This window comes from Kaistia sp. UC242_56, from assembly GCF_044452255.1.
Taxonomy (GTDB): Bacteria; Pseudomonadota; Alphaproteobacteria; order Rhizobiales; family Kaistiaceae; genus Kaistia; species Kaistia defluvii_A.
The window spans coordinates 2,405,179-2,422,659 of the sequence record NZ_JBIOAN010000002.1 but is presented as its reverse complement, the minus strand read 5'-3'; the positions used below and the strand labels follow the sequence as shown (position 1 = coordinate 2,422,659).

Sequence of the window (17,481 nt, the reverse complement as noted above, 5' to 3'; positions counted from 1 at the left end):
GCAAGCCGTGGAGGAATTCTATGGCCGACTCGAATCTGAAACCTTCCCTCAGCACGCGTACCTTGGAGTTCGGCTCCCACTTTGCCGCCGGGGCCATGATGCTGTCGCGGATGAACCGGTCCGAGATTTTCCGCTATGACGATCTGGTTTCGGATCTGTGCCGTATGCGCGCGCAGACGGCCGAGCGCGTCGATCAGCCCCGTCGCAACAGTGCCGCCCGGACTGCCAGCAAACGCTGACGCTACTCCGCCGATAGCCTCAGGGGCATGCGGGTAGGCGAAAGGTTGACCGTGAGATTGCCAATCTGCCCGTCGGCGTCTCAGACGGCGCTGACAATGGCCTCACGCGCATTGGTCTTCCGATGCGCGGTGAAATCCAGGTCGACGACCAGCGGCAGGTGATCGGAGGCGACGCGCGCCAGCGGTGTCCGAACCACCTCGACATTCTGCACGGCGGCGCGGCCTCGAAGCCAGACATGATCGATGCGCAGCGTCGGCAAGCGGCCCGGGAAGGTCGGCTTTGCCTTGCGCTCGCCCCAAGCCTTCTGCACGTCGATGAACTCGGCCGCCAAACGGCGATAGGGCGACAGTCCCGGCGGCGCGTTGAAATCCCCTAGGAACACCACGGGTTCGCGGCATTCGGGATGGCCGAGCCATTCCGGGCCCAGCAGGGCGGATAGCTGAAGCATCTGCTCGTGCGGCCAGACGCCGAGATGCGTGTTGACCACCTGGACATCAACGCCGCCGACATGCACGGACGCCCAGAGCGCGCCGCGGGGCTCGACCTTGATGCGCTCGTGAAAGCCCGGAAGCATGCCCATCTTCTTCATCGAATAGGGCAGCCGGGTCAGGATCGCGTCGCCATAGTGCTCGTCCGGGCCGATCCGGGTGGAGGGATGAAAATGCGCCTCCATCCCGAGCAATTCGGCCAGGACCTGCGCCTGGTCGATGCGCCCGCTGCGGGCGCGGCCGACATCGATCTCCTGCAACGCGACGATATCCGGGTCGCAGCTCTGGATGACCCGGGCGATGCGTTCGGGCGACAATTTCTTGTCCGTCCCGACGCAGGCATGGACGTTGTAGGAAAGGATGCGGGCGGTGCTCATGAAATCCAAGTTAGTGAAGGCAGGCGGGAACTCAACTCAACCTTTGTCCAATGTTTAGACATAGCGCGAGTTCCCTCGCCTCCGACGTGACCCTTGGCGGGATCAGGAACGCCGGCGATGCACGGCGGCGCCGAGCGCTGCCACCCAGGTGCGGGCCGGCTTGAAATCCGGCTCGGCAACACCCGCTTCGAGTTCACGGACAAGGGCCTGCAGCTTGCCGGCCAGCACGTCGAGCGTCTCGATGTCATACTTGTCGGACTTCGGATCGGCTTCGATCTCGCCGCGGATCACGCCGAACGCCTGCATCCAGCTTTCCGTATCCTCGACCGAGGCACCGGGTTGCAGGGCGTTATGCAGCGCGCCCAGAAGTTCGAGAACGTCCATGTCATCCATACCGGCTGATTGCGATGGCTCCTTATCCATCGGCCTCGGCCCTTCATCAAGGGCCGAGGTTCGGTTCCGGTCCCGGATCGGCCTTCAAGGCGTTTGCGCCACGGCGCCGCCTGAACCCTGCGGGCCGGCCTCGGGGCTCCGGGTCTCCCGTATGCGGAAACTAGTCACGTAGAGGGCCGGCAGGAACAGAAGCGTCAGCAGCGTCGCCCCCGCGAGGCCGCCGACGATGGCGAACGCCATCGGCCCCCAGAACACGTCGCGCATGATCGGGATCATGCCGAGAATCGCGGCCGATGCCGTCAGCATGATCGGGCGGAAACGGTGCTGGGCGGCCTCGATCACCGCTTCCCACGCGTCTTCGCCATCGCGGCGGGTGTGCTCGATCTGGTCGACGAGGATCACCGAATTGCGGATGATCATGCCGGCCAGGGCGATGATGCCGAGCGTGGCGACGAAGCCCATGGGCGTGTTGGTGAAGAGCAAGGCCGCGACGACACCGATCAGGCCGAGCGGCGCGACGCTGATCACCAGCAGCAGGCGCGAGACGCTTTGCAGCTGGACCATCAGGATGATCAGCATCAACCCGACCATCAGCGGCACCTGCGCGATCAGGGCCGCGTTGCTCTCGGCGCTCTTCTCGACGGTGCCGCCTTCGACGAGCAACCCACCCGGCGGCAAGGTCGCGCGGATCTTCTCGACCGTCGGCCGCAGCCGCTGGTACACGGTCGCCGCCTGGAGGCCCGGCGCCATGTTGGCCTGCACCGTCATGGTCGGCATGCCATCGCGCATGCCGACATACCCCTCGTCCAGAACGTAGTCGATCGTGGCGACTTCGCGCAGCGGCACGGACTGGCCGTTGGGCAGGCTGATCTGCAGATCGCGGACGCCATCCAGCGAAGCGCGCGTGCTCGAATCCGCCCGCGCCACCAGATTGATGAGATAGATCGAGTCACGCATCTGGGTGATCGTCGTGCCGGTCAGCACTGCTTGGAGCGCCTGCGACAGGACCTTGGAGCTGAGGCCGACCCTTCGCGCCATGTCCTGGTTGACGACGATCTTCAGCGTCTTGTTCTTGTCGCGCCAGTCGAAGTTCACGTCGCGCGCATAGCCGGAATCGACCATCGCCGTCACCAGTTGATCGGCGTATTTGCGCGCCTCGTCCGGCGTGCGTCCCGTGACGCGATACTGGATCGGCCAGCCCACGGGCGGGCCCAGTTCGAGATCCTGCACGAAGGTGGTTGCGTCGAGGACGGCGCCGGGAAGCGCCGCCTGCAGCTTCGCCTTGACGCGAACCCGCTCCTCGATCCCCTTGGTAACGATGACGAACTGACCGACGAAGGAATTATCGCTGAGCACGGCCAGCGGCAGGTAGAAGCGGATCGCGCCGCCGCCGATATAGTTGGAGTAGCGCTCGATATCGGGATCACCGTCGATCAGGGACTGGATCTTGTCCACGACCTGTTCCGTCGCGAAGATCGAGGCGGCGGCCGGCAGATTGATCGTGACGAGCAGTTCCGGACGGTCGGAAGACGGGAAGAACTGCCGCTGCACGAATTGCTGACCGAAGATCGCCAGCACGAAAAGGCCCAGCGTCACGGCGATCGTCAGATAGCGCATCCGCATGCAGAAGAGCAGCAGGTGCTTGTAGGCGGTGGTGATTCTCCCGTATTCGCGCGCGCCTTCCTTGTGCTTGGAAACGATCTTGTCCGGCAGCACCGCCACGCCGATGACCGGCGAAAACACGACGGCGACGAACCAGGACGACACGAGCGCGATCGCGATCACGGCGAACAGCGAGAAGCAGTACTGGCCGGTATTGCTGTCGGCGAAGCCGATCGGAAAGAAGCCGAAGATCGTCACCAGCGTGCCGGTCAGCATGGGAAACGCCGTGGTGACATAGGCGAAGGTCGCCGCCTTGGCCTTCTCGTAACCCTCCTCGATCTTCGAGACCATCATTTCGACGGTAATCATGGCGTCATCGACCAGCAGGCCGAGGGCGATGATCAGCGCGCCCAGCGAGATGCGCTGCAGGCTGATGCCGCCCACCTTCATGCCGAGGAAGACGATGGAGAGGACCAGCGGGATCGACAGCGCCACCACGAGCCCGGCGCGCAGGCCGAGGCTCAGGAAGCTCACCGCCAGCACGATGATCAGTGCCTCGAGCAGCGCATCGGTAAAGCCGGCAATCGCCTGTTTCACGACCTGCGGCTGGTCGGAAACCAGCACGACGTCGATGCCGATCGGGAATTCCTGCTCCAGCCCGGCTGCGATCTGGGCCAGCCCCTTGCCGAAATCGAGATTGTTGCCGCCGGCCTTCATCGAGATGCCGAGGCCGATCGCCGGCTTGCCATTGACCCGGAACATCTTGGTCGGCGGGTCGACATAACCCTCCTCGACCGTCGCGATATCAGTCAGGTTGAAGAAGCGGTTGTTGACGAACAGGTTGACGGCTTCGAGGTTTTCCTTGGTCAGGAATCCGCCGGTGACGTTGACGAGGATGTTCTCGCCGGGCGTGTTGACCACGCCCGAGGGAACGAGCGCGTTCTGGTCGGCGATCGAACTCAGGACGTCGTTGAGGTTGAGCCCGAGCGCCGCCAGTTTCTGCGGCGAGAAGGACAGATAGAAGGTCTGGTCCTGCTGGCCGAACATCGTCACCTTGGCGACGTCGCGGCCGTTCTGGAAGGCAACCTTGGCCCGCTCGGCAAAATCACGCGTCTGCCGCATGGTGAAGCCGTCATAGGTCAGGCCGTAGATGACGCCGAAGACATCGCCGAATTCGTCGTTGAAGAACGGCCCCTGATAGCCCTGCGGCAGCTGGTACTCGATATCCGCCACCTTCTTGCGGACCTCATACCAGATGAACGGGATCTGCTCCGGCGGGGTCGACTGCAGCAGGTTGACGTAGAGCAGCGCCTGGCCCGGCGTCGTGTAGCTGTTGATGTAGTCGATGTTGGGCGTCTCCCGCAGCTTCTTCTCAAGCCGCTGGGTGATCTCCGAAATCGTATCCGCGGTGCTGGCCCCCGGCCAGTTGACCTGCACCAGCATGGTCTGGACGGCGAATTCGGGATCCTCCTCACGGCCAAGCGACATGTAGGAGTGCACGCCGGCGACGACGCAGAGCGCCATGAAGAAGGTGACGAGCGTCTTGTGGTTGATCGCCCATTCGGAGAGATTGAGCCCTCCCATCATTGTGCGTCAGCCTTCTCGACCGTGACCTTCTGGCCGTCGTTCAGCGCGTTGACGCCGGCGGTGACGATGCGATCGCCCTTGGAGAGGCCGGACGAGATCGTCACCGTATCGGTGTTGAAACGGTCGACCTTGACCGGAACCTTCCTGACCGAATTGTCGGCGGAGACGAGCCAGACCTCCGGCGTGTCGCCCGTCTGCAGGATGGCGCTCGCCGGCACGGTCACGACCTCGCGGCCCTGGTTGCTCACTTCGCCTACGACGACCGCGCCAATGAACATGTCGGCCGGCGGATCCTGCAGCGTCACCTTGACCGTATAGGTGCCGGTGACCGGGTCGGCATTCGGCGAGATTTCGCGGACGACACCCTGCACCGTGACGCTCGGCTTTGCCTGCATCCAGACCTTGACCGGCATGCCCACCTTGGCGGCGCCAATATAGATGACGGAGATCGAAAAGACGCCATCACGGTCGTTGAAGCTGGAGAGCTGCACGACCATCTCGCCCGCCTGCACCACCTGCCCGACATTCGCGCCCGTCTGGGTCACGACGCCCTCGGTCGGCGCGTGCAACTGGGTGTAACCGAGCTGGTCCTGGGCGAGCTTGAGGTTGGCCTTGGCGCCGACAACGCCGGCCTGCGCCGTCTGGAGATCCTTCAGGGCCTGGTCGTAGCGGGCTTGCGGCGTGAAGCCATTGGCGAGGAGTTGCTTGAAGCGGCTTTCCTCGCCCGCGGCCTGGTCGAGCGCGGCCTGCGCCGACGTCACCTGGGACTGCGCCGCGGTCAGCCGCGAATTGTAGTCGACGGGATCGAGGCTCGCGAGCAGGTCGCCCTTCTTGACCGAGGCGCCGACATCGACATTGCGGGTCAGCACGCGGCCGCTGACCAGGAAGCCGATATTGTTGACGTAGCGGGCCTGGATCGTGCCGGCTCCCTCGGCAGAGAGGACGAGCGGCTTCTCCTCGACGACGATGGTACGCACCAGGCGCGGCGGCGGCGGTGCCGGCTTTTCTTCCGAACAGCCGCCCAAGATGAGCCCAAAACTCGCCGCGACCATTCCGGCGGCGAGCGTACCCATACGTCCCAACATGCTTTCCCCACGTGATCCCTGACGGAAACCCCGCTGGATCATGCCACCACGTTTGGAAAGCGCGCTAGCTAATTCTGGCAGCCGCCACTATTCGGCTGCGACATCCAGCAGGAAAGCAGCATCGTCGCCCGGCCGGCCGACGCTGACATAGCGGAAGCCCTCGCGAACGACATCGTCGCGCCGGTAGATGTTGCGCAGATCGACCATCAGCGGCGTGCGCATGGTCGCCTTGAGACGCTTCAGGTCGAGCGCGCGAAAGATGTCCCATTCGGTCACGATGACAAGGACATCTGCGTCCTGCGCCGCATCATAGGCATCGGCCGCGTAGTCCACATTGCCGAGAATCTGCCGCGCCGGCTCCATGCCTTCCGGATCGAAGGCGGACACAAGCGCGCCGGCGTCCTGCAGCGCCTGGATGATCGACAGCGACGGAGCCTCGCGCATGTCGTCGGTGTTCGGCTTGAAGGTCAGGCCGAGGATGGCGACCTTCTTGCCGCGAATCTCGCCGCCAGAGGCCTGGATGACCTTGCGCGCCATGGCGCGCTTGCGCTGGTCGTTGATCGACACCGTGGTCTCGATGAGCCGCAGCGGCGTCCCCTGGTCCTGCGCCGTCTTGACGAGGGCCAGCGTATCCTTCGGGAAGCACGAGCCGCCATAGCCCGGGCCGGCATGCAGGAACTTCGAGCCGATGCGATTGTCGAGGCCGATGCCGCGCGAGACGGCCTGCACGTCGGCGCCGACGCTCTCGCACAGGTCCGCCATCTCGTTGATGAAGGTGATCTTCATCGCGAGGAAGGCGTTGGCGGCGTATTTGATCAGTTCCGACGACCGGCGCGACGTGAACAGGATCGGCGCCTGGTTCAGATAGAGCGGCCGATAGACCTCGGACATCACATCCTTGCCGCGCTCGCCCTCGAGCCCGACGACGATGCGGTCCGGGCGCTTGAAATCGGCGATGGCAGCGCCTTCGCGCAGGAATTCGGGATTGGATACGACCGCGACATCGGCGTCCGGATTGGCCTCGCGGATGACGCGCTCCACCTCATCGCCGGTGCCGACCGGAACCGTCGACTTGGTGACGACGACGGTGAAGCCTTTGGCGGCCATCGCGATCTCGCGCGCCGCGGCATAGACATAGGAAAGGTCGGCATGTCCGTCGCCACGCCGCGACGGCGTGCCGACGGCGATGAAGACGACATCGGCGTCGCCGACCGGGCCTTCAAATTCGGTGGTGAAGGAAAGGCGCCCTGCCCGGACGTTCGAGGCGACCAGAGCTTCCAGGCCGGGCTCGTAGATCGGGATCCGATTCTGCTTCAGCGCCTCGATCTTGGCGGCATCCTTGTCGATGCACGTCACGTCATGGCCGAAATCCGCCAGACACGCGCCGGAGACGAGCCCGACATAACCAGAACCGATCATCGCTATGCGCATGTTGACGCCTTCGCTTTTCCCACAAATCCGAGCATGGGAGCATCCTACTGGAACAATATGGCGCGTTCATAACCCATATGGATGAGGCAATCGCCTGAGAATTCGTCCGCGCCCCCCACCGATCGATAAAATCCGTGGACCGTTCAACCCATGCCCGGCCGTGGACTATTGACCCGCCCGGTCGTGGCGACTAGGTTCCGCCCCAATTCGAGGCCCAACCTCGATGAGCCCGTAGCTCAGCTGGTAGAGCACGTGACTTTTAATCATGGGGTCTCGGGTTCGAATCCCGACGGGCTCACCACTCCCCTGATAGCTTCCCATCGACCACCCAAGGCGTTTCCGCCTTGCCGGGACGAGTGCGAGCGGCGGTCGATGTATCCGACCTCCGGACCGGGCAATGCGCGCGGGGCGGCCGAATGACAATCCTGATCTATGTCGCTGCCGGCCTGGCCGAAATCGCGGGCTGCTTCGCCTTCTGGGCGTGGCTCAAGCTTGACCGGTCCATCGCCTGGCTGGTGCCGGGGGTGCTGTCGCTGGCGCTCTTCGCCTATCTGCTGACGCTGGTGGACAGCGCCGCCGCCGGGCGCGCTTTTGCCGCCTATGGCGGCATCTACATCGCGCTGTCGATCCTGTGGCTCTGGATCGTCGAAGGCGCCCGGCCGGATCGCTGGGATCTGGCGGGCGCCGCCGTTTGCCTGGCCGGCGCCGCCATCATCCTGTTCGCGCCGCGCGGATAGCGGCTACTGCGCCTTGGGCGGCTTGCCGTTCGACTTGAACGAGCCGGTGAAGTTGCCCTCGGCGGTGGTCGCGGTGCAACTGACGATGGCCGGCTTGCCCGAATAGGGATCGCTGAACTTGCAGAGACCCTCCTTGGCCACGACGATCTTCGGCTCCTTGCCCGAGCGGATGTTGACGTCGACAACCGGAACGCCGGCAATGCCCGTCTCCTTGTCGCCGGCCAGCTTCGTCGCATCGCCGGTGAAGCCGATCAGCGTCTTGCCCTGGGTGAAGATGAACATCACCGCGCCGCCGGGCAGCGGCACGCTGGCCACCTCGTTCTTGCACTGCTTGGTGGCGTCCTTGCCGGCGACGACAAGCTTGTCGCACTTGCCCGCGCTTACCATGACCGGCGGGGCGACCGCCTTGCCCTGGGCGTGGCCGGCGGCCGGCAGCGCCAGAACAAGCGCGGATGCGATCAGGCTCAGTTTCTTCATGATGTCGTCTCGCTGCTAGGTCATGCCCGACGGCAAGGTCGCCGTCGAAACGGGCAAAAGAATGAATGTACCCCTGCATAAGCAGCCGAGACTGATTTGCACAGGCCCGGCGGCCTGCAACCGACATGCCCGCCGCGGCTACGCTTCCGCAGTCGGTTCCGACTTGCCGGCCTTGAGCGGCTTGGTATTCCGCAGCAGGAGCACCAGGGGCATCGCCAGAAGCGTGACGATCATCATCAGGCGGAAATTGTCCGCGTAAGCGATCGTTTCCGCCTGGACGTTGATCAGATCATTGACCGTTGCCCGGCCCGCCGGCGTGTCCAGCCGGAGGACAGGCCCCAATTGCTGCACGGCCCGGCTATAGGGCGACACGTCGCCGGAAAGCCCGGCGTGAACGGTGGCGGCGTTGCGGGTCAGCAGGAACGTCGTCACCGAAATGCCGACGCTGGCGCCGACATTGCGCATCAGGCTGTAGAAGCCGGTGCCCTGGGTGCGGAGATCCGGCGCCAGGGTCGCGAAGGTGACGGTGCTCAGCGGCACGAAGACGAAGCCGAGACCGAAGCCCTGGATCAGGCCGGTCCAGATGATCGTGCCCTGCGAGATGTCGGGCGTGAACTGGCTCATCTGGTGCAACGCGACCGCGGTCAGCAGCAGGCCGACGAGCAACAGATAGCGGGTGTCGACGAGCGACATCAACCGCCCGACCAGGACCATCGCCACCATGGTACCGATACCGCGCGGCGCGAGGACGAGGCCCGCCGTGAGGACGGGATAGCCCATCAGCCGCTCGAGATAAGGCGCCAGCAGCGACAGCGTCGCCAGCAGGACAGCGCCGACGATGAAGATCATCACCTGCCCCATGACGAAGTTCCTGTCGCGGAATAGCCGCCCGTCCAGGAAAGGCTTCGAGGTCGTCAGGGTGTGGACGACGAACAGATAGAGACCGAGCAGCATCAGCGCGAACTCGATCTGGATTTCCGTCGACTGGAACCAGTCCAGCTGTTCGCCGCGATCCAGGAACAGCTGGAGCGCGGCAATCGCGATGCCCAGCGTCGCGAAGCCGAACCAGTCGAGCTTGGCCGCGACGGAGCCGACCTTGCCTTCCAGGAAGCCGAAGGCGAGGACCAGCGTCATCACGCCGAGCGGCACGTTGACGTAGAACACCCAGCGCCAGTCGTAATACTGCGTCAGCCAGCCGCCGAGAGTCGGGCCAAGGATCGGGCCCAGCATGACGCCAAGGCCGAAGATCGCCATGGCCTGCCCGCGCATGCGCAAGGGATAGCTGTCCAGCAGCACCGCCTGCGACAGGGGCACGACGGGGGCGCCGAACGCGCCCTGGATCATGCGGTAGACAACCATCTGCTCGATGCTCGTCGCGGTGCCGCAGAGCATGGAGGCGACGACAAAGCCGGCGACGCACACGATGAACAGCTGGCGGCGGCCGAAGCGTGCCTCCAGCCAGCCGGTGGCAGGAGTCAGGATCGCGGCGGCGACGATATAGGAGGTCAGCACCCAGTTGATCTGCGTGCTGGTCGCGGCAAGACTGCCCTGCATATAGGGCAGCGCGACATTGGCGATGGTCGAATCGAGCGCCTGCATCAGGGTCGCCACCATCACGCAGATCGTGACGGCGGCGCGTTTCGAACCGGTCACCGGCGTCGCGGCGATGTCCGACATCAGTCGATCCCCACCATGCCCGCGAGGTCACGCCAGAGCGTCGCCAGCGTGCGGTGATAGCCGGTGTCGATGGAAACGCTGGCGCTGGCGCCGTCGCGCAGGACGACATCCGGGTTGTCGGTGATGATCTTGAGTCGGACGGGCATGCGCTGCACGACCTTGACCCAGTTGCCCGAAGCATTCTGCGCCGGCAGCAGCGCAAATACCGAGCCACTGGCCGGCGTGATGCTCTGCACCTCGGCCTTCAGCACCTGATCGGGATAGGAATCGAGCGTGACCGTGGCGGGATCGCCGACCTTGATGTGAGTGAGGTCGGTTTCCTTGATGTTGGCGTCAATCCAGGTCTGCAGGCCGATCAAGGAGAAAGCCGCCTGGCCGACCGTCAGGAAGCTGCCCGGCTGGATGTTCTCGACCTGGGTCACGGTGCCGGCAAAGGGCGCCAGAACCTTGGTGAGCCGGACATTGCGCGCCGCCAGCTCCACTTCCGCCTTGGCCGCGAGATAGGCCGCATGCTGCTCGATCGGCTTGTCCACGCTGCCGCCGAACTCGGCCAGGGTCGCGGCGGCACCGGATTCGGCGGCGCGCTGGGCCTGCTGGGCGACGCGCAGGGTGCGCTGGGCCTGGTCCAGCGCGGCCTGGGTCTCGACCCGGTCCTTCACCAGGGCGGAAACCCGGTCGAACTCCTGCTGCGCGAAGGTCACGTCGGCCTTGGTCTGCGCAACGCTCGCCTGATCCTGATGATAGGTGAGCAGAAGTCCCTGCAGCTTTTCGCTGGCCTCGGCGAGATTGGCGTTGGCCCGGTCGAGCGCAATCTGAAAGGGCTCGGGGTCGATTTCGAACAGCAGTTCGTCCTGCTGCACCATCTGGTTGGTACCAACGGCAATCCGGATGACCTGGCCCGTAACCTGCGGGGTGATGGTGACATTGGCCGCCCCGACATAGGCGTCGTCCTCGGTCACATACTGGCCGCCGCTCAGATAGAGCCAGAGGCCGATGACGATGGCGACCACTGGACCGGCAAGGAGCAGGATCCGCCGCAATCCCGAGTGCCTGGTTGCTTTTTCGGGAGCAGCGGGAGCGGAGGAATCGGTTGCAGTCACAATGGTCTCCAGGGTCACTTCGCAAAGCCGGCGCGGGCCATGCCATCTCTTCACGGGGCAACGACGTCGTCCGTCCTGCCTCGGCACGGCAGGATTCGAGCCGGCGCGGCGGCAGTCGAAACCAGTCCCAGGCGACGGATCGCCGGGCTAGCTAACGAATGAGGGCCTCCCGCCCAAGTTGCAAGCGCTTAAACGCGCGCTTGAGCGCAAATTTGGGTTGGGCGCCGAATGAATACGGCGCGAACATGCGGCTTGATCCGCGAGGCGGGGCGTAGCGGATTGCGCGGAATCGTGTCGCTGGGCCCCTCGTCCCGGACTGTCCGACCGTGTCCTGCCGACCCGAGCCGGCAGGACGGAGCCGCTGCTAGAATGCCCGGAAGGTCATGATCGTGCGCGTATCGCGGATGCCGTCGAAGCGCTGCACCGATTCGGTGACGAAATGGCCGGGATCGGCATCATCGGGGAGGTAGAACTTGACCAGCAGGTCGAACTCGCCGGCGGTCGAATAGATCTCCGACGCGATCTCCGCATCGGCGATGGCATTCGCCACTTCATAGGCACGGCCGAGATGGCATTTGATCTGGACGAAAAGGGCTCGCATCGGGGGCCTCCGGCAGTGCGTTGCGTGAGGCACGGGATATCAGGTCCGGTCCCCTCCCCGCAATCGCCCCGGCGCGTGACACGACAGACCGGAAAGAGTCATCGGCTCGCGAAACCTTGCCGCGGCGCGATGCGTAGCTAGTTCAACGGTGGGATCGTTGCGACCTTGCCGACGCGCCGGAGAGCCTGGACATGACCCGCATAGCCTTCGCGATCGTCTTCCTGATGGCGACTTCTCTGCTGTCGACGGCGGCCGTCGCCACCGAGCCGACTCAGGCCGAGCAGACACAGTTGAAGCAGTTGGTCCAGGACCAGCTGGCCGCCTTCCAGCGCGACGACGGCCCCGCCGCCTATGGCCTCGCGGCCCCGGGTATCCAGAAGATGTTCCCGTCGCCCGACGTCTTCATCGGCATGGTGAAGCAGGCCTACCCGCCGATCTACCGTCCGCAGAGCATTGCCTATGGCCAGGTGGCCGATAGCCCGATCGGCCTGGTGCAGAAGGTCTATGTCACCGGCCCGGACGGCCAGAACTGGGTGGCGCTCTATCGCTTCGAGAAGCAGCCGGATGGCAGCTGGAAGATCGCCGGCTGCTCGTTGATCAAGGATTCCGAGCCGACCATCTAGTCGCCGTTGCCGCGCCCGGCTTTTCCGAACGCGGCATTGGCAGAGCTTGGCCTCTCGGCCGCAGACTTAGTTTTCCTGGATGGAGATGCCGGATTTGTCGACCTGGATCTCGACACCCTTCGGCTTGGTCTGCTCGTTGTAAACATAGACCCCGAGGCCGATGACGACGACGATCAGGGCTCCGACGAGGAGATAAAGCGTATTTCTGTTCATGGTGGATTGGGTACCGGGTAGGAGAGAATGCGAGGAACGCCAGCGCCACAACGCGCTTCCTCCTGAATGGTTCCCTCGCCGGCCGGAAATCTTGCGATAAACTACAGCGCCGCCTGCGGTGTCACGATGAGCTGGCCTTCGACCGTGTCGATCTTAGCGCGAATGCCGAAGGTGACCGCAAGGTTTTGCCGCGTCAGCGCGACCTCCGGCGAGCCTTCCGCCACAATTCGCCCGCCATCCATCATCACCAGCCGGTCGGCATAGCGCGCGGCCAGCGAGAGATCGTGCAGCACCGCCATGACGGCCGCCCCGGCCCTCGCCCGTGCGCGCAGCAGGTCGAGCACGATGAACTGGTAGCGCGCATCCAGCGCCGCCACCGGCTCATCGGCGAGGATAATCTGCGGTTCGCCCGCCAGCACCCGCGCCAGCGCCACGCGGGCGCGCTCGCCGCCGGAAAGCGTGGTGACCGAGCGATCGGCGAATTCCAGCGTGCCGGTCGCTTCCAGCGCCGCTAACACGGCCGCGCGATCCTCGACGCCGAGATCCCCCGCGCCGGAGGCATGCGGAATGCGCCCGAGCGCCACGACATCGGCAACCGAAAGCGGCCAGTGGAAGACATGGCCCTGGGGCAGATAGCCGATCTTGCGCGCCCGCAATCGCGGCGATACTGCCTCGGCCTTCTGGTCGCCGAGATAGATCGCGCCCTTGCCATCGAGCAGCCCGGCCAGGCGGCGGACCAGCGTGGTCTTGCCGGCGCCGTTGGGGCCGATCACGACGACGAACTCGCCCGCCGCGAGGCTGAAATCGACGCCTGACAGGATCTGCCGGCGGCCGAGCGTGGCGCCGACGCCTTCCGCCCTGAGAAGCGCTGCCATCAGGACACCTCGCCGGTCAGCCCGCGCCGATGGCGGAACACGAGGAGGATGAAGAGCGGCGCGCCGATCAGTGCCGTGACGACGCCGACCTTGATCTCGTTCTGCGCCGGGATGATGCGGACCAGGATATCGGCCGCCGTCAGCAACGCCGCGCCGGCGAGCGCCGCCGGCCACATCAGCCGCGCCGGATCATGGCGGACGAAGGGGCGCACCAGATGCGGGGCCACCAGGCCCACGAAGCCGATCGTGCCGGCGACCGCGACGCCGCCGCCGACCGCCAGCGCCACGCCGAGCACGACGCGCAGCCGAACGCGGTTGAGCCGGATACCGAGGCTCGCCGCCGCATCCTCGCCGAGCGTCAGCGCGCGGAAGGCCCGGCCGTCGACGAAGAGCAGCAGGCAGCCCGCCACGATGAACGGCAGCGCGATGAAGACGTGCTGCATGCTGCGATCCTCCAGCGAACCGAGCAGCCAGAAGGCGATCTCCAGCGCCGCGAACGGGTTTGGCGCCAGGTTGAGCGCCAGAGAGGTCGCCGCTCCGGCGAGGCTCGAAATGGCGAGGCCGGCGAGGATGATCACCAGAAGGCTGGCGCGCGGGCCGGCGATCAGCAGCAGCAGGCCGACGGAAAGCAGCGCGCCGAGCATCGCCGCCATCGGCAGGAAGAAGGAGAGCGCGTCGAAGACGCCGAAGGCGATGACCAGCACGGCGCCGAAGGCTGCCGCGGAAGGCGCGCCGAACAGCGACGGCGACGCCAGCGGATTGCGCAACAGGCCCTGAAGCGAGGCGCCGGCAAGGCCGAGCGAAAAACCGATGGCCACCGAGAGGATGGCGCGCGGCAGACGGATTTCACGGACGATGAGGCGAGCCGCTTCGTCGCCCGTGCCGAGCAGGCCATCGACCACCGCCCTGAGCGGCAGCAGGACCGGCCCGACGCCAAGCGACAGAAGGAACAGCACGACGACGAGCGCCACCAGGCCGGGCACGAGCCAGCGGCTTGCCGCTGGCCTCAGCAGGAGATCCGGCCTGGGGGCTGTCAATGTGTCCATCTCAATCCGACATAGGCCGAACGCCCGGCATTGTTGTAGCCGAAGGCGTCCTGGTATTCGACGTTGGTCAGGTTCTCGAGCCGGGCATAGAGCGTCGTCTCGGGATTGAGCTTGTAGGATGCGCTAAGGTCGATCTTGGTATAGCTCTCGAGCGGAACCAGCGCCGCCGCCGTCTTGGCATCGTTGTTGAAGCGGTCGCCGACAAAGATCGCCGTGGCACCGAACTCGAAATTCTCGATGCCGGTGTAGGTCAGCGTCAGCGAGCCGCTATTTTGCGGCCGCCGCGACAGCGGCAGGTCGGTGTCGAGATTGATGGCGCGCATATAGGTGTAGGAACCCGTCGCCTTCAGCACGGACGGCCAGAGGATCGCATCCGCCGACAGTTCGAGGCCCGATGTCTCGGCGCTCTTGATGTTGTAGTAGCTCGACTTCGGATAGTCCGGCAGGGCCTTGGACTGGAATTCGATCAGATTGGTGAAGTTGTTGTAGAAGCCGGTGAGCGAGAAGTTCACCCGGCCGTCGAACAGTTCCTGGTCGATGCCGACATCGCCGCCATAGCTCTGCTCATCGATGAGATCGGGATTGCCGTACTGCGCGTCGTAGAGCTGGAACATGGTCGGCCGCTTGGCCGCGTTGCCGAAGCTGCCGCGCAGCTTGGTGCCGGTCTGGTCGATCAGATAGGCGGCCGTGGCGCGTCCGGTCAGGAACCCCTGCCCGTCGACATCCTCGTCATAGCGCCCGCCGAGCGACAGGTTGAGATTGTCGAACAGCGTGAACTGCTGCATGGCGAAGACGGCCAGCAGGGTTCGGGCATTGTCGAAATTATCGACCGTGTTCGCGACGCCCCCGAGCGACGTGGTGGTGGTGTCCTGCGCGCCCGATTCCTGCTCGGCCCGCGCACCGACGATCAGCGAGCCATAGCGCGCCATGTCGATGGTGGCCTGGTACTCGGCGCCGAAATCGTCACCGGTGGAATCGCCGACCCGTCCGCGGAAGGTCGTCGTCAGCGGCTCGGTATAGCGGCTGGTGGTCTGGGTGCCGAACACAGTGAACTGGTTGTTGACCCGGCCATCGAAGCCCTCGAATTCGAAGCGGCCGAACGCCGTCAGCACATCGCGGTCGCGCTCGTATCCCGGCAGGTCGTCGGTCGGCTTGGAGCCCTTCTCGACATCGGATTCCTGATGGTAGGCGGTGACGCCGAAGCTGAGGCTCTTGCCGTCGCCGGCATCGAAGCTCGCCCGCGCGGAGCCGGCCAGCTTCTTGGTGCCGTCCGGCTCGCCATTGTCGCGGTCGCCGACACGCGAAAAGCCGTTGGTATTGAACATCGTGCCGCTGACCGAAAAGCTGGCCGGGCCGATGCTGCCGCCCGCCGCCGCATTGCCGGCGAAGGTGTCGTAGTTGCCGCCCTCGGCACCCACGGTCATCGACAGCGCGCCGGTGCGCTTCTTGGTGATGATGTTGATGACGCCGCCCATGGCATCCGAACCGTAGAGCGCGCTCTGCGGACCGCGCAGGATTTCCACCCGCTCGATGTCGGTCGGCGAGAACACGGCGAAGTCGAAACTGTTGCGGGCGCTTGCCGGATCGTTGACCCGGATGCCGTCGACCAGCACCAGCGTGTGGCCCGCCTCGGCGCCGCGGATGCTGACTTCGGTCGTGCCGCCCGGTCCGCCCGACTGGGTGACGGTCAGGCCTGGCACCTGCCGCAACACGTCGACCAGCGAGCCTGGCGAGGCGTTGTTGATCTTGTCGCCGGGAATGACGGTGATCGCGCTGCCGGATTTGGAAATGTCAGTGGGACCGCGATAGGCGGTCACGACAATCTCTTCCAGATCGTCCGCGCGCGCCGCATGGGCGGCCAGCAGGACAGGAAGCGTGGCAAAAAGGGAGAGAGCGGCGCGCCCCCGGCGCCGTTCGAAGAAGCTCATCAGGCAGACCTCGGTTTGGATCGATCTGGTCGTCGCGCCCGTCACGTGTGTGTCCCGGACCCCGCGAACGGCTTTGCCGCCCGCTCCAGAAGCGGTAGACGAGGACCCTGGTCACTGCAAGCGGGAGCGCACGTCATGCGCGCGTGGGTCAACAGGTTCGGTCTGATTGTGGCAGCATGGGCACTCGCCGGCCCTGCGCTGGCCGAAAGCCCGTCGGCGACCGCGCCAAAGCGGATCGTCTCGATCAACGCCTGCGCCGACCAGTTGCTGCTGGCGCTGGCCGATCCCGCGCAGATCGCCGCGCTTTCGCTCTATGCGACCGATTCCGCCTATTCCTACCTGGCCGAACAGGCCAAGGCGTTCCCGCATGATGCGGGCGCGGCCGAGACGGTGATCCAGCGCGATCCCGACCTGGTCCTCGCCGGCCGCTTCACCAAGCGCGAAACGCGTTCCATGCTGAAGCGGCTGGGTTTCAAGGTGGTCGAACTCGACACGGTGAAATCGATCGACGATTCGATCGCCCAGATCCGCGATGTCGCGACCTTGCTCGGCCACCCCGAACGCGGCAATGCCCTGATCGCCCGTATCGAGGCGGCCCGCGCAAAGGCCGCCGCCGGTGTGCCGGCCGGCGCGCATCCGCCCACGGTCGCCGTCTACCAGCGCCGCGGCTATGTCACCGGGCAAAACACGCTGACCGGCGAATTGCTGCGCCTTGCCGGCTTTGCCGACATGGGCGGCCAGCTCGCCGGCAAGACAGGCGGCTTCGTTCCGCTGGAGCGCATCGTCACCGACAAGCCGGACATACTGGTCGTGGCAGACGCGCAAACCGTCGCCGCCGACCAGGGCAGCGCGCTGCTGGCCCATCCCGCCCTGCGCGAACTCTACCCGCCGGAGCGCCGCATCGCCCTGCCCGGCCGGCTCACCATCTGCGCCGGACCCTCGCTCCCCGAGGCGATCGAAACGCTGGCCGCCGAGCGCGCCAAGCTGGGCGGTTCGTGACC

At 65.3% G+C, this 17,481-nt stretch carries 17 protein-coding genes and 1 tRNA gene; 5 read left to right on the top strand and 13 right to left on the bottom strand.

Annotated elements, in window-relative coordinates; translation table 11 throughout:
* Positions 1-20: 20 nt before the first annotated feature.
* Entirely contained in the window at positions 21-239 is a 219-nt protein-coding gene (locus ACHMWQ_RS14105) for a hypothetical protein (RefSeq protein WP_354548906.1), read from the top strand.
* 80 nt (positions 240-319) lie between these two features.
* Here the strand turns inward: ACHMWQ_RS14105 and ACHMWQ_RS14100 are convergent, their stop codons facing one another.
* From ACHMWQ_RS14100 to ACHMWQ_RS14080, 5 genes are all read right to left on the bottom strand, one after another.
* Positions 320-1,105, bottom strand: a complete 786-nt coding sequence (locus ACHMWQ_RS14100; RefSeq protein WP_396307929.1) for an endonuclease/exonuclease/phosphatase family protein — start codon at positions 1,103-1,105, stop codon at positions 320-322.
* Positions 1,106-1,207: 102 nt separating this feature from the next.
* The gene (locus ACHMWQ_RS14095) at positions 1,208-1,489 is read right to left on the bottom strand and encodes a hypothetical protein (protein WP_396307928.1); all 282 of its coding nucleotides are present in this window, start codon (positions 1,487-1,489) and stop codon (positions 1,208-1,210) included.
* A 93-nt stretch (positions 1,490-1,582) separates the two neighbouring features.
* Positions 1,583-4,687: an efflux RND transporter permease subunit gene (locus ACHMWQ_RS14090; RefSeq protein WP_396307927.1), complete on the bottom strand. Its 3,105-nt coding sequence runs from the start codon at positions 4,685-4,687 to the stop codon at positions 1,583-1,585.
* A complete protein-coding gene (locus ACHMWQ_RS14085) occupies positions 4,684-5,772 on the bottom strand; it encodes an efflux RND transporter periplasmic adaptor subunit (RefSeq protein ID WP_396307926.1) in 1,089 nt (362 codons plus the stop codon). Before ACHMWQ_RS14085 ends, ACHMWQ_RS14090 begins: the two co-directional genes overlap by 4 nt.
* Positions 5,773-5,859: 87 nt before the next feature.
* The gene (locus ACHMWQ_RS14080) at positions 5,860-7,203 is read right to left on the bottom strand and encodes a UDP-glucose dehydrogenase family protein (protein WP_396307925.1); all 1,344 of its coding nucleotides are present in this window, start codon (positions 7,201-7,203) and stop codon (positions 5,860-5,862) included.
* A 225-nt stretch (positions 7,204-7,428) separates the two neighbouring features.
* On the opposite strand from ACHMWQ_RS14080, the gene ACHMWQ_RS14075 reads away from it, so the two are divergent.
* Positions 7,429-7,504: transfer RNA gene (locus tag ACHMWQ_RS14075), tRNA-Lys, on the top strand.
* Positions 7,505-7,619: 115 nt separating this feature from the next.
* Positions 7,620-7,940, top strand: a complete 321-nt coding sequence (locus ACHMWQ_RS14070) for a YnfA family protein (protein ID WP_354548896.1) — start codon at positions 7,620-7,622, stop codon at positions 7,938-7,940.
* Positions 7,941-7,943: 3 nt separating this feature from the next.
* On the opposite strand, the gene ACHMWQ_RS14065 is transcribed toward ACHMWQ_RS14070, so the two are convergent.
* The 4 genes from ACHMWQ_RS14065 to ACHMWQ_RS14050 form a co-directional block, all read right to left on the bottom strand.
* Positions 7,944-8,417, bottom strand: a complete 474-nt coding sequence (locus tag ACHMWQ_RS14065; RefSeq protein ID WP_396307924.1) for a hypothetical protein — start codon at positions 8,415-8,417, stop codon at positions 7,944-7,946.
* Positions 8,418-8,555: 138 nt separating this feature from the next.
* The gene (locus ACHMWQ_RS14060; RefSeq protein ID WP_396307923.1) at positions 8,556-10,094 is read right to left on the bottom strand and encodes a DHA2 family efflux MFS transporter permease subunit; all 1,539 of its coding nucleotides are present in this window, start codon (positions 10,092-10,094) and stop codon (positions 8,556-8,558) included.
* Positions 10,094-11,194: an HlyD family secretion protein gene (locus ACHMWQ_RS14055; RefSeq protein WP_396307922.1), complete on the bottom strand. Its 1,101-nt coding sequence runs from the start codon at positions 11,192-11,194 to the stop codon at positions 10,094-10,096. Before ACHMWQ_RS14055 ends, ACHMWQ_RS14060 begins: the two co-directional genes overlap by 1 nt.
* A 364-nt stretch (positions 11,195-11,558) precedes the next feature.
* A complete protein-coding gene (locus ACHMWQ_RS14050; RefSeq protein ID WP_018184528.1) occupies positions 11,559-11,795 on the bottom strand; it encodes an Lrp/AsnC ligand binding domain-containing protein in 237 nt (78 codons plus the stop codon).
* 191 nt (positions 11,796-11,986) lie between these two features.
* On the opposite strand from ACHMWQ_RS14050, the gene ACHMWQ_RS14045 reads away from it, so the two are divergent.
* Positions 11,987-12,418 (top strand): DUF4864 domain-containing protein, encoded by a 432-nt coding sequence (locus tag ACHMWQ_RS14045; RefSeq protein ID WP_396307921.1) that lies wholly within the window; start codon positions 11,987-11,989, stop codon positions 12,416-12,418.
* A gap of 66 nt (positions 12,419-12,484) precedes the next feature.
* Here the strand turns inward: ACHMWQ_RS14045 and ACHMWQ_RS14040 are convergent, their stop codons facing one another.
* From ACHMWQ_RS14040 to ACHMWQ_RS14025, 4 genes are all read right to left on the bottom strand, one after another.
* Complete coding sequence (locus ACHMWQ_RS14040; RefSeq protein ID WP_266334644.1) at positions 12,485-12,631, bottom strand: hypothetical protein; 147 nt, start codon at positions 12,629-12,631, stop codon at positions 12,485-12,487.
* A 101-nt stretch (positions 12,632-12,732) separates the two neighbouring features.
* Positions 12,733-13,506 carry an ABC transporter ATP-binding protein gene (locus tag ACHMWQ_RS14035; RefSeq protein ID WP_396307920.1) on the bottom strand — a complete coding sequence of 258 codons (774 nt, stop codon included), beginning with the start codon at positions 13,504-13,506 and terminating at the stop codon, positions 12,733-12,735.
* On the bottom strand, positions 13,506-14,552 hold the full coding sequence (locus ACHMWQ_RS14030) for a FecCD family ABC transporter permease (protein WP_396307919.1): 1,047 nt from the start codon (positions 14,550-14,552) through the stop codon (positions 13,506-13,508). Before ACHMWQ_RS14030 ends, ACHMWQ_RS14035 begins: the two co-directional genes overlap by 1 nt.
* Positions 14,540-16,480 carry a TonB-dependent receptor plug domain-containing protein gene (locus ACHMWQ_RS14025; protein ID WP_396307918.1) on the bottom strand — a complete coding sequence of 647 codons (1,941 nt, stop codon included), beginning with the start codon at positions 16,478-16,480 and terminating at the stop codon, positions 14,540-14,542. The genes ACHMWQ_RS14030 and ACHMWQ_RS14025 overlap by 13 nt, the downstream gene beginning before the upstream one ends.
* Before the next feature lie 135 nt (positions 16,481-16,615).
* Between ACHMWQ_RS14025 and ACHMWQ_RS14020 the strand changes: the two genes are divergently transcribed.
* A complete protein-coding gene (locus tag ACHMWQ_RS14020; RefSeq protein WP_396307917.1) occupies positions 16,616-17,479 on the top strand; it encodes an ABC transporter substrate-binding protein in 864 nt (287 codons plus the stop codon).
* The last annotated feature ends 2 nt before the right edge of the window (positions 17,480-17,481 follow it).

Coding starts and splice junctions, on each gene's coding strand:
- ACHMWQ_RS14100 (WP_396307929.1), bottom strand. CDS start 1,105: ATGAGCACCGCCCGCATCCTTTCCTACAACGTCCATGCCTGCGTCGGG.
- ACHMWQ_RS14045 (WP_396307921.1), top strand. CDS start 11,987: ATGACCCGCATAGCCTTCGCGATCGTCTTCCTGATGGCGACTTCTCTG.
- ACHMWQ_RS14070 (WP_354548896.1), top strand. CDS start 7,620: ATGACAATCCTGATCTATGTCGCTGCCGGCCTGGCCGAAATCGCGGGC.
- ACHMWQ_RS14020 (WP_396307917.1), top strand. CDS start 16,616: ATGCGCGCGTGGGTCAACAGGTTCGGTCTGATTGTGGCAGCATGGGCA.
- ACHMWQ_RS14085 (WP_396307926.1), bottom strand. CDS start 5,772: ATGTTGGGACGTATGGGTACGCTCGCCGCCGGAATGGTCGCGGCGAGT.
- ACHMWQ_RS14105 (WP_354548906.1), top strand. CDS start 21: ATGGCCGACTCGAATCTGAAACCTTCCCTCAGCACGCGTACCTTGGAG.
- ACHMWQ_RS14095 (WP_396307928.1), bottom strand. CDS start 1,489: ATGGACGTTCTCGAACTTCTGGGCGCGCTGCATAACGCCCTGCAACCC.
- ACHMWQ_RS14050 (WP_018184528.1), bottom strand. CDS start 11,795: ATGCGAGCCCTTTTCGTCCAGATCAAATGCCATCTCGGCCGTGCCTAT.
- ACHMWQ_RS14030 (WP_396307919.1), bottom strand. CDS start 14,552: ATGGACACATTGACAGCCCCCAGGCCGGATCTCCTGCTGAGGCCAGCG.
- ACHMWQ_RS14060 (WP_396307923.1), bottom strand. CDS start 10,094: ATGTCGGACATCGCCGCGACGCCGGTGACCGGTTCGAAACGCGCCGCC.
- ACHMWQ_RS14080 (WP_396307925.1), bottom strand. CDS start 7,203: ATGCGCATAGCGATGATCGGTTCTGGTTATGTCGGGCTCGTCTCCGGC.
- ACHMWQ_RS14035 (WP_396307920.1), bottom strand. CDS start 13,506: ATGGCAGCGCTTCTCAGGGCGGAAGGCGTCGGCGCCACGCTCGGCCGC.
- ACHMWQ_RS14025 (WP_396307918.1), bottom strand. CDS start 16,480: ATGAGCTTCTTCGAACGGCGCCGGGGGCGCGCCGCTCTCTCCCTTTTT.
- ACHMWQ_RS14040 (WP_266334644.1), bottom strand. CDS start 12,631: ATGAACAGAAATACGCTTTATCTCCTCGTCGGAGCCCTGATCGTCGTC.
- ACHMWQ_RS14090 (WP_396307927.1), bottom strand. CDS start 4,687: ATGATGGGAGGGCTCAATCTCTCCGAATGGGCGATCAACCACAAGACG.
- ACHMWQ_RS14065 (WP_396307924.1), bottom strand. CDS start 8,417: ATGAAGAAACTGAGCCTGATCGCATCCGCGCTTGTTCTGGCGCTGCCG.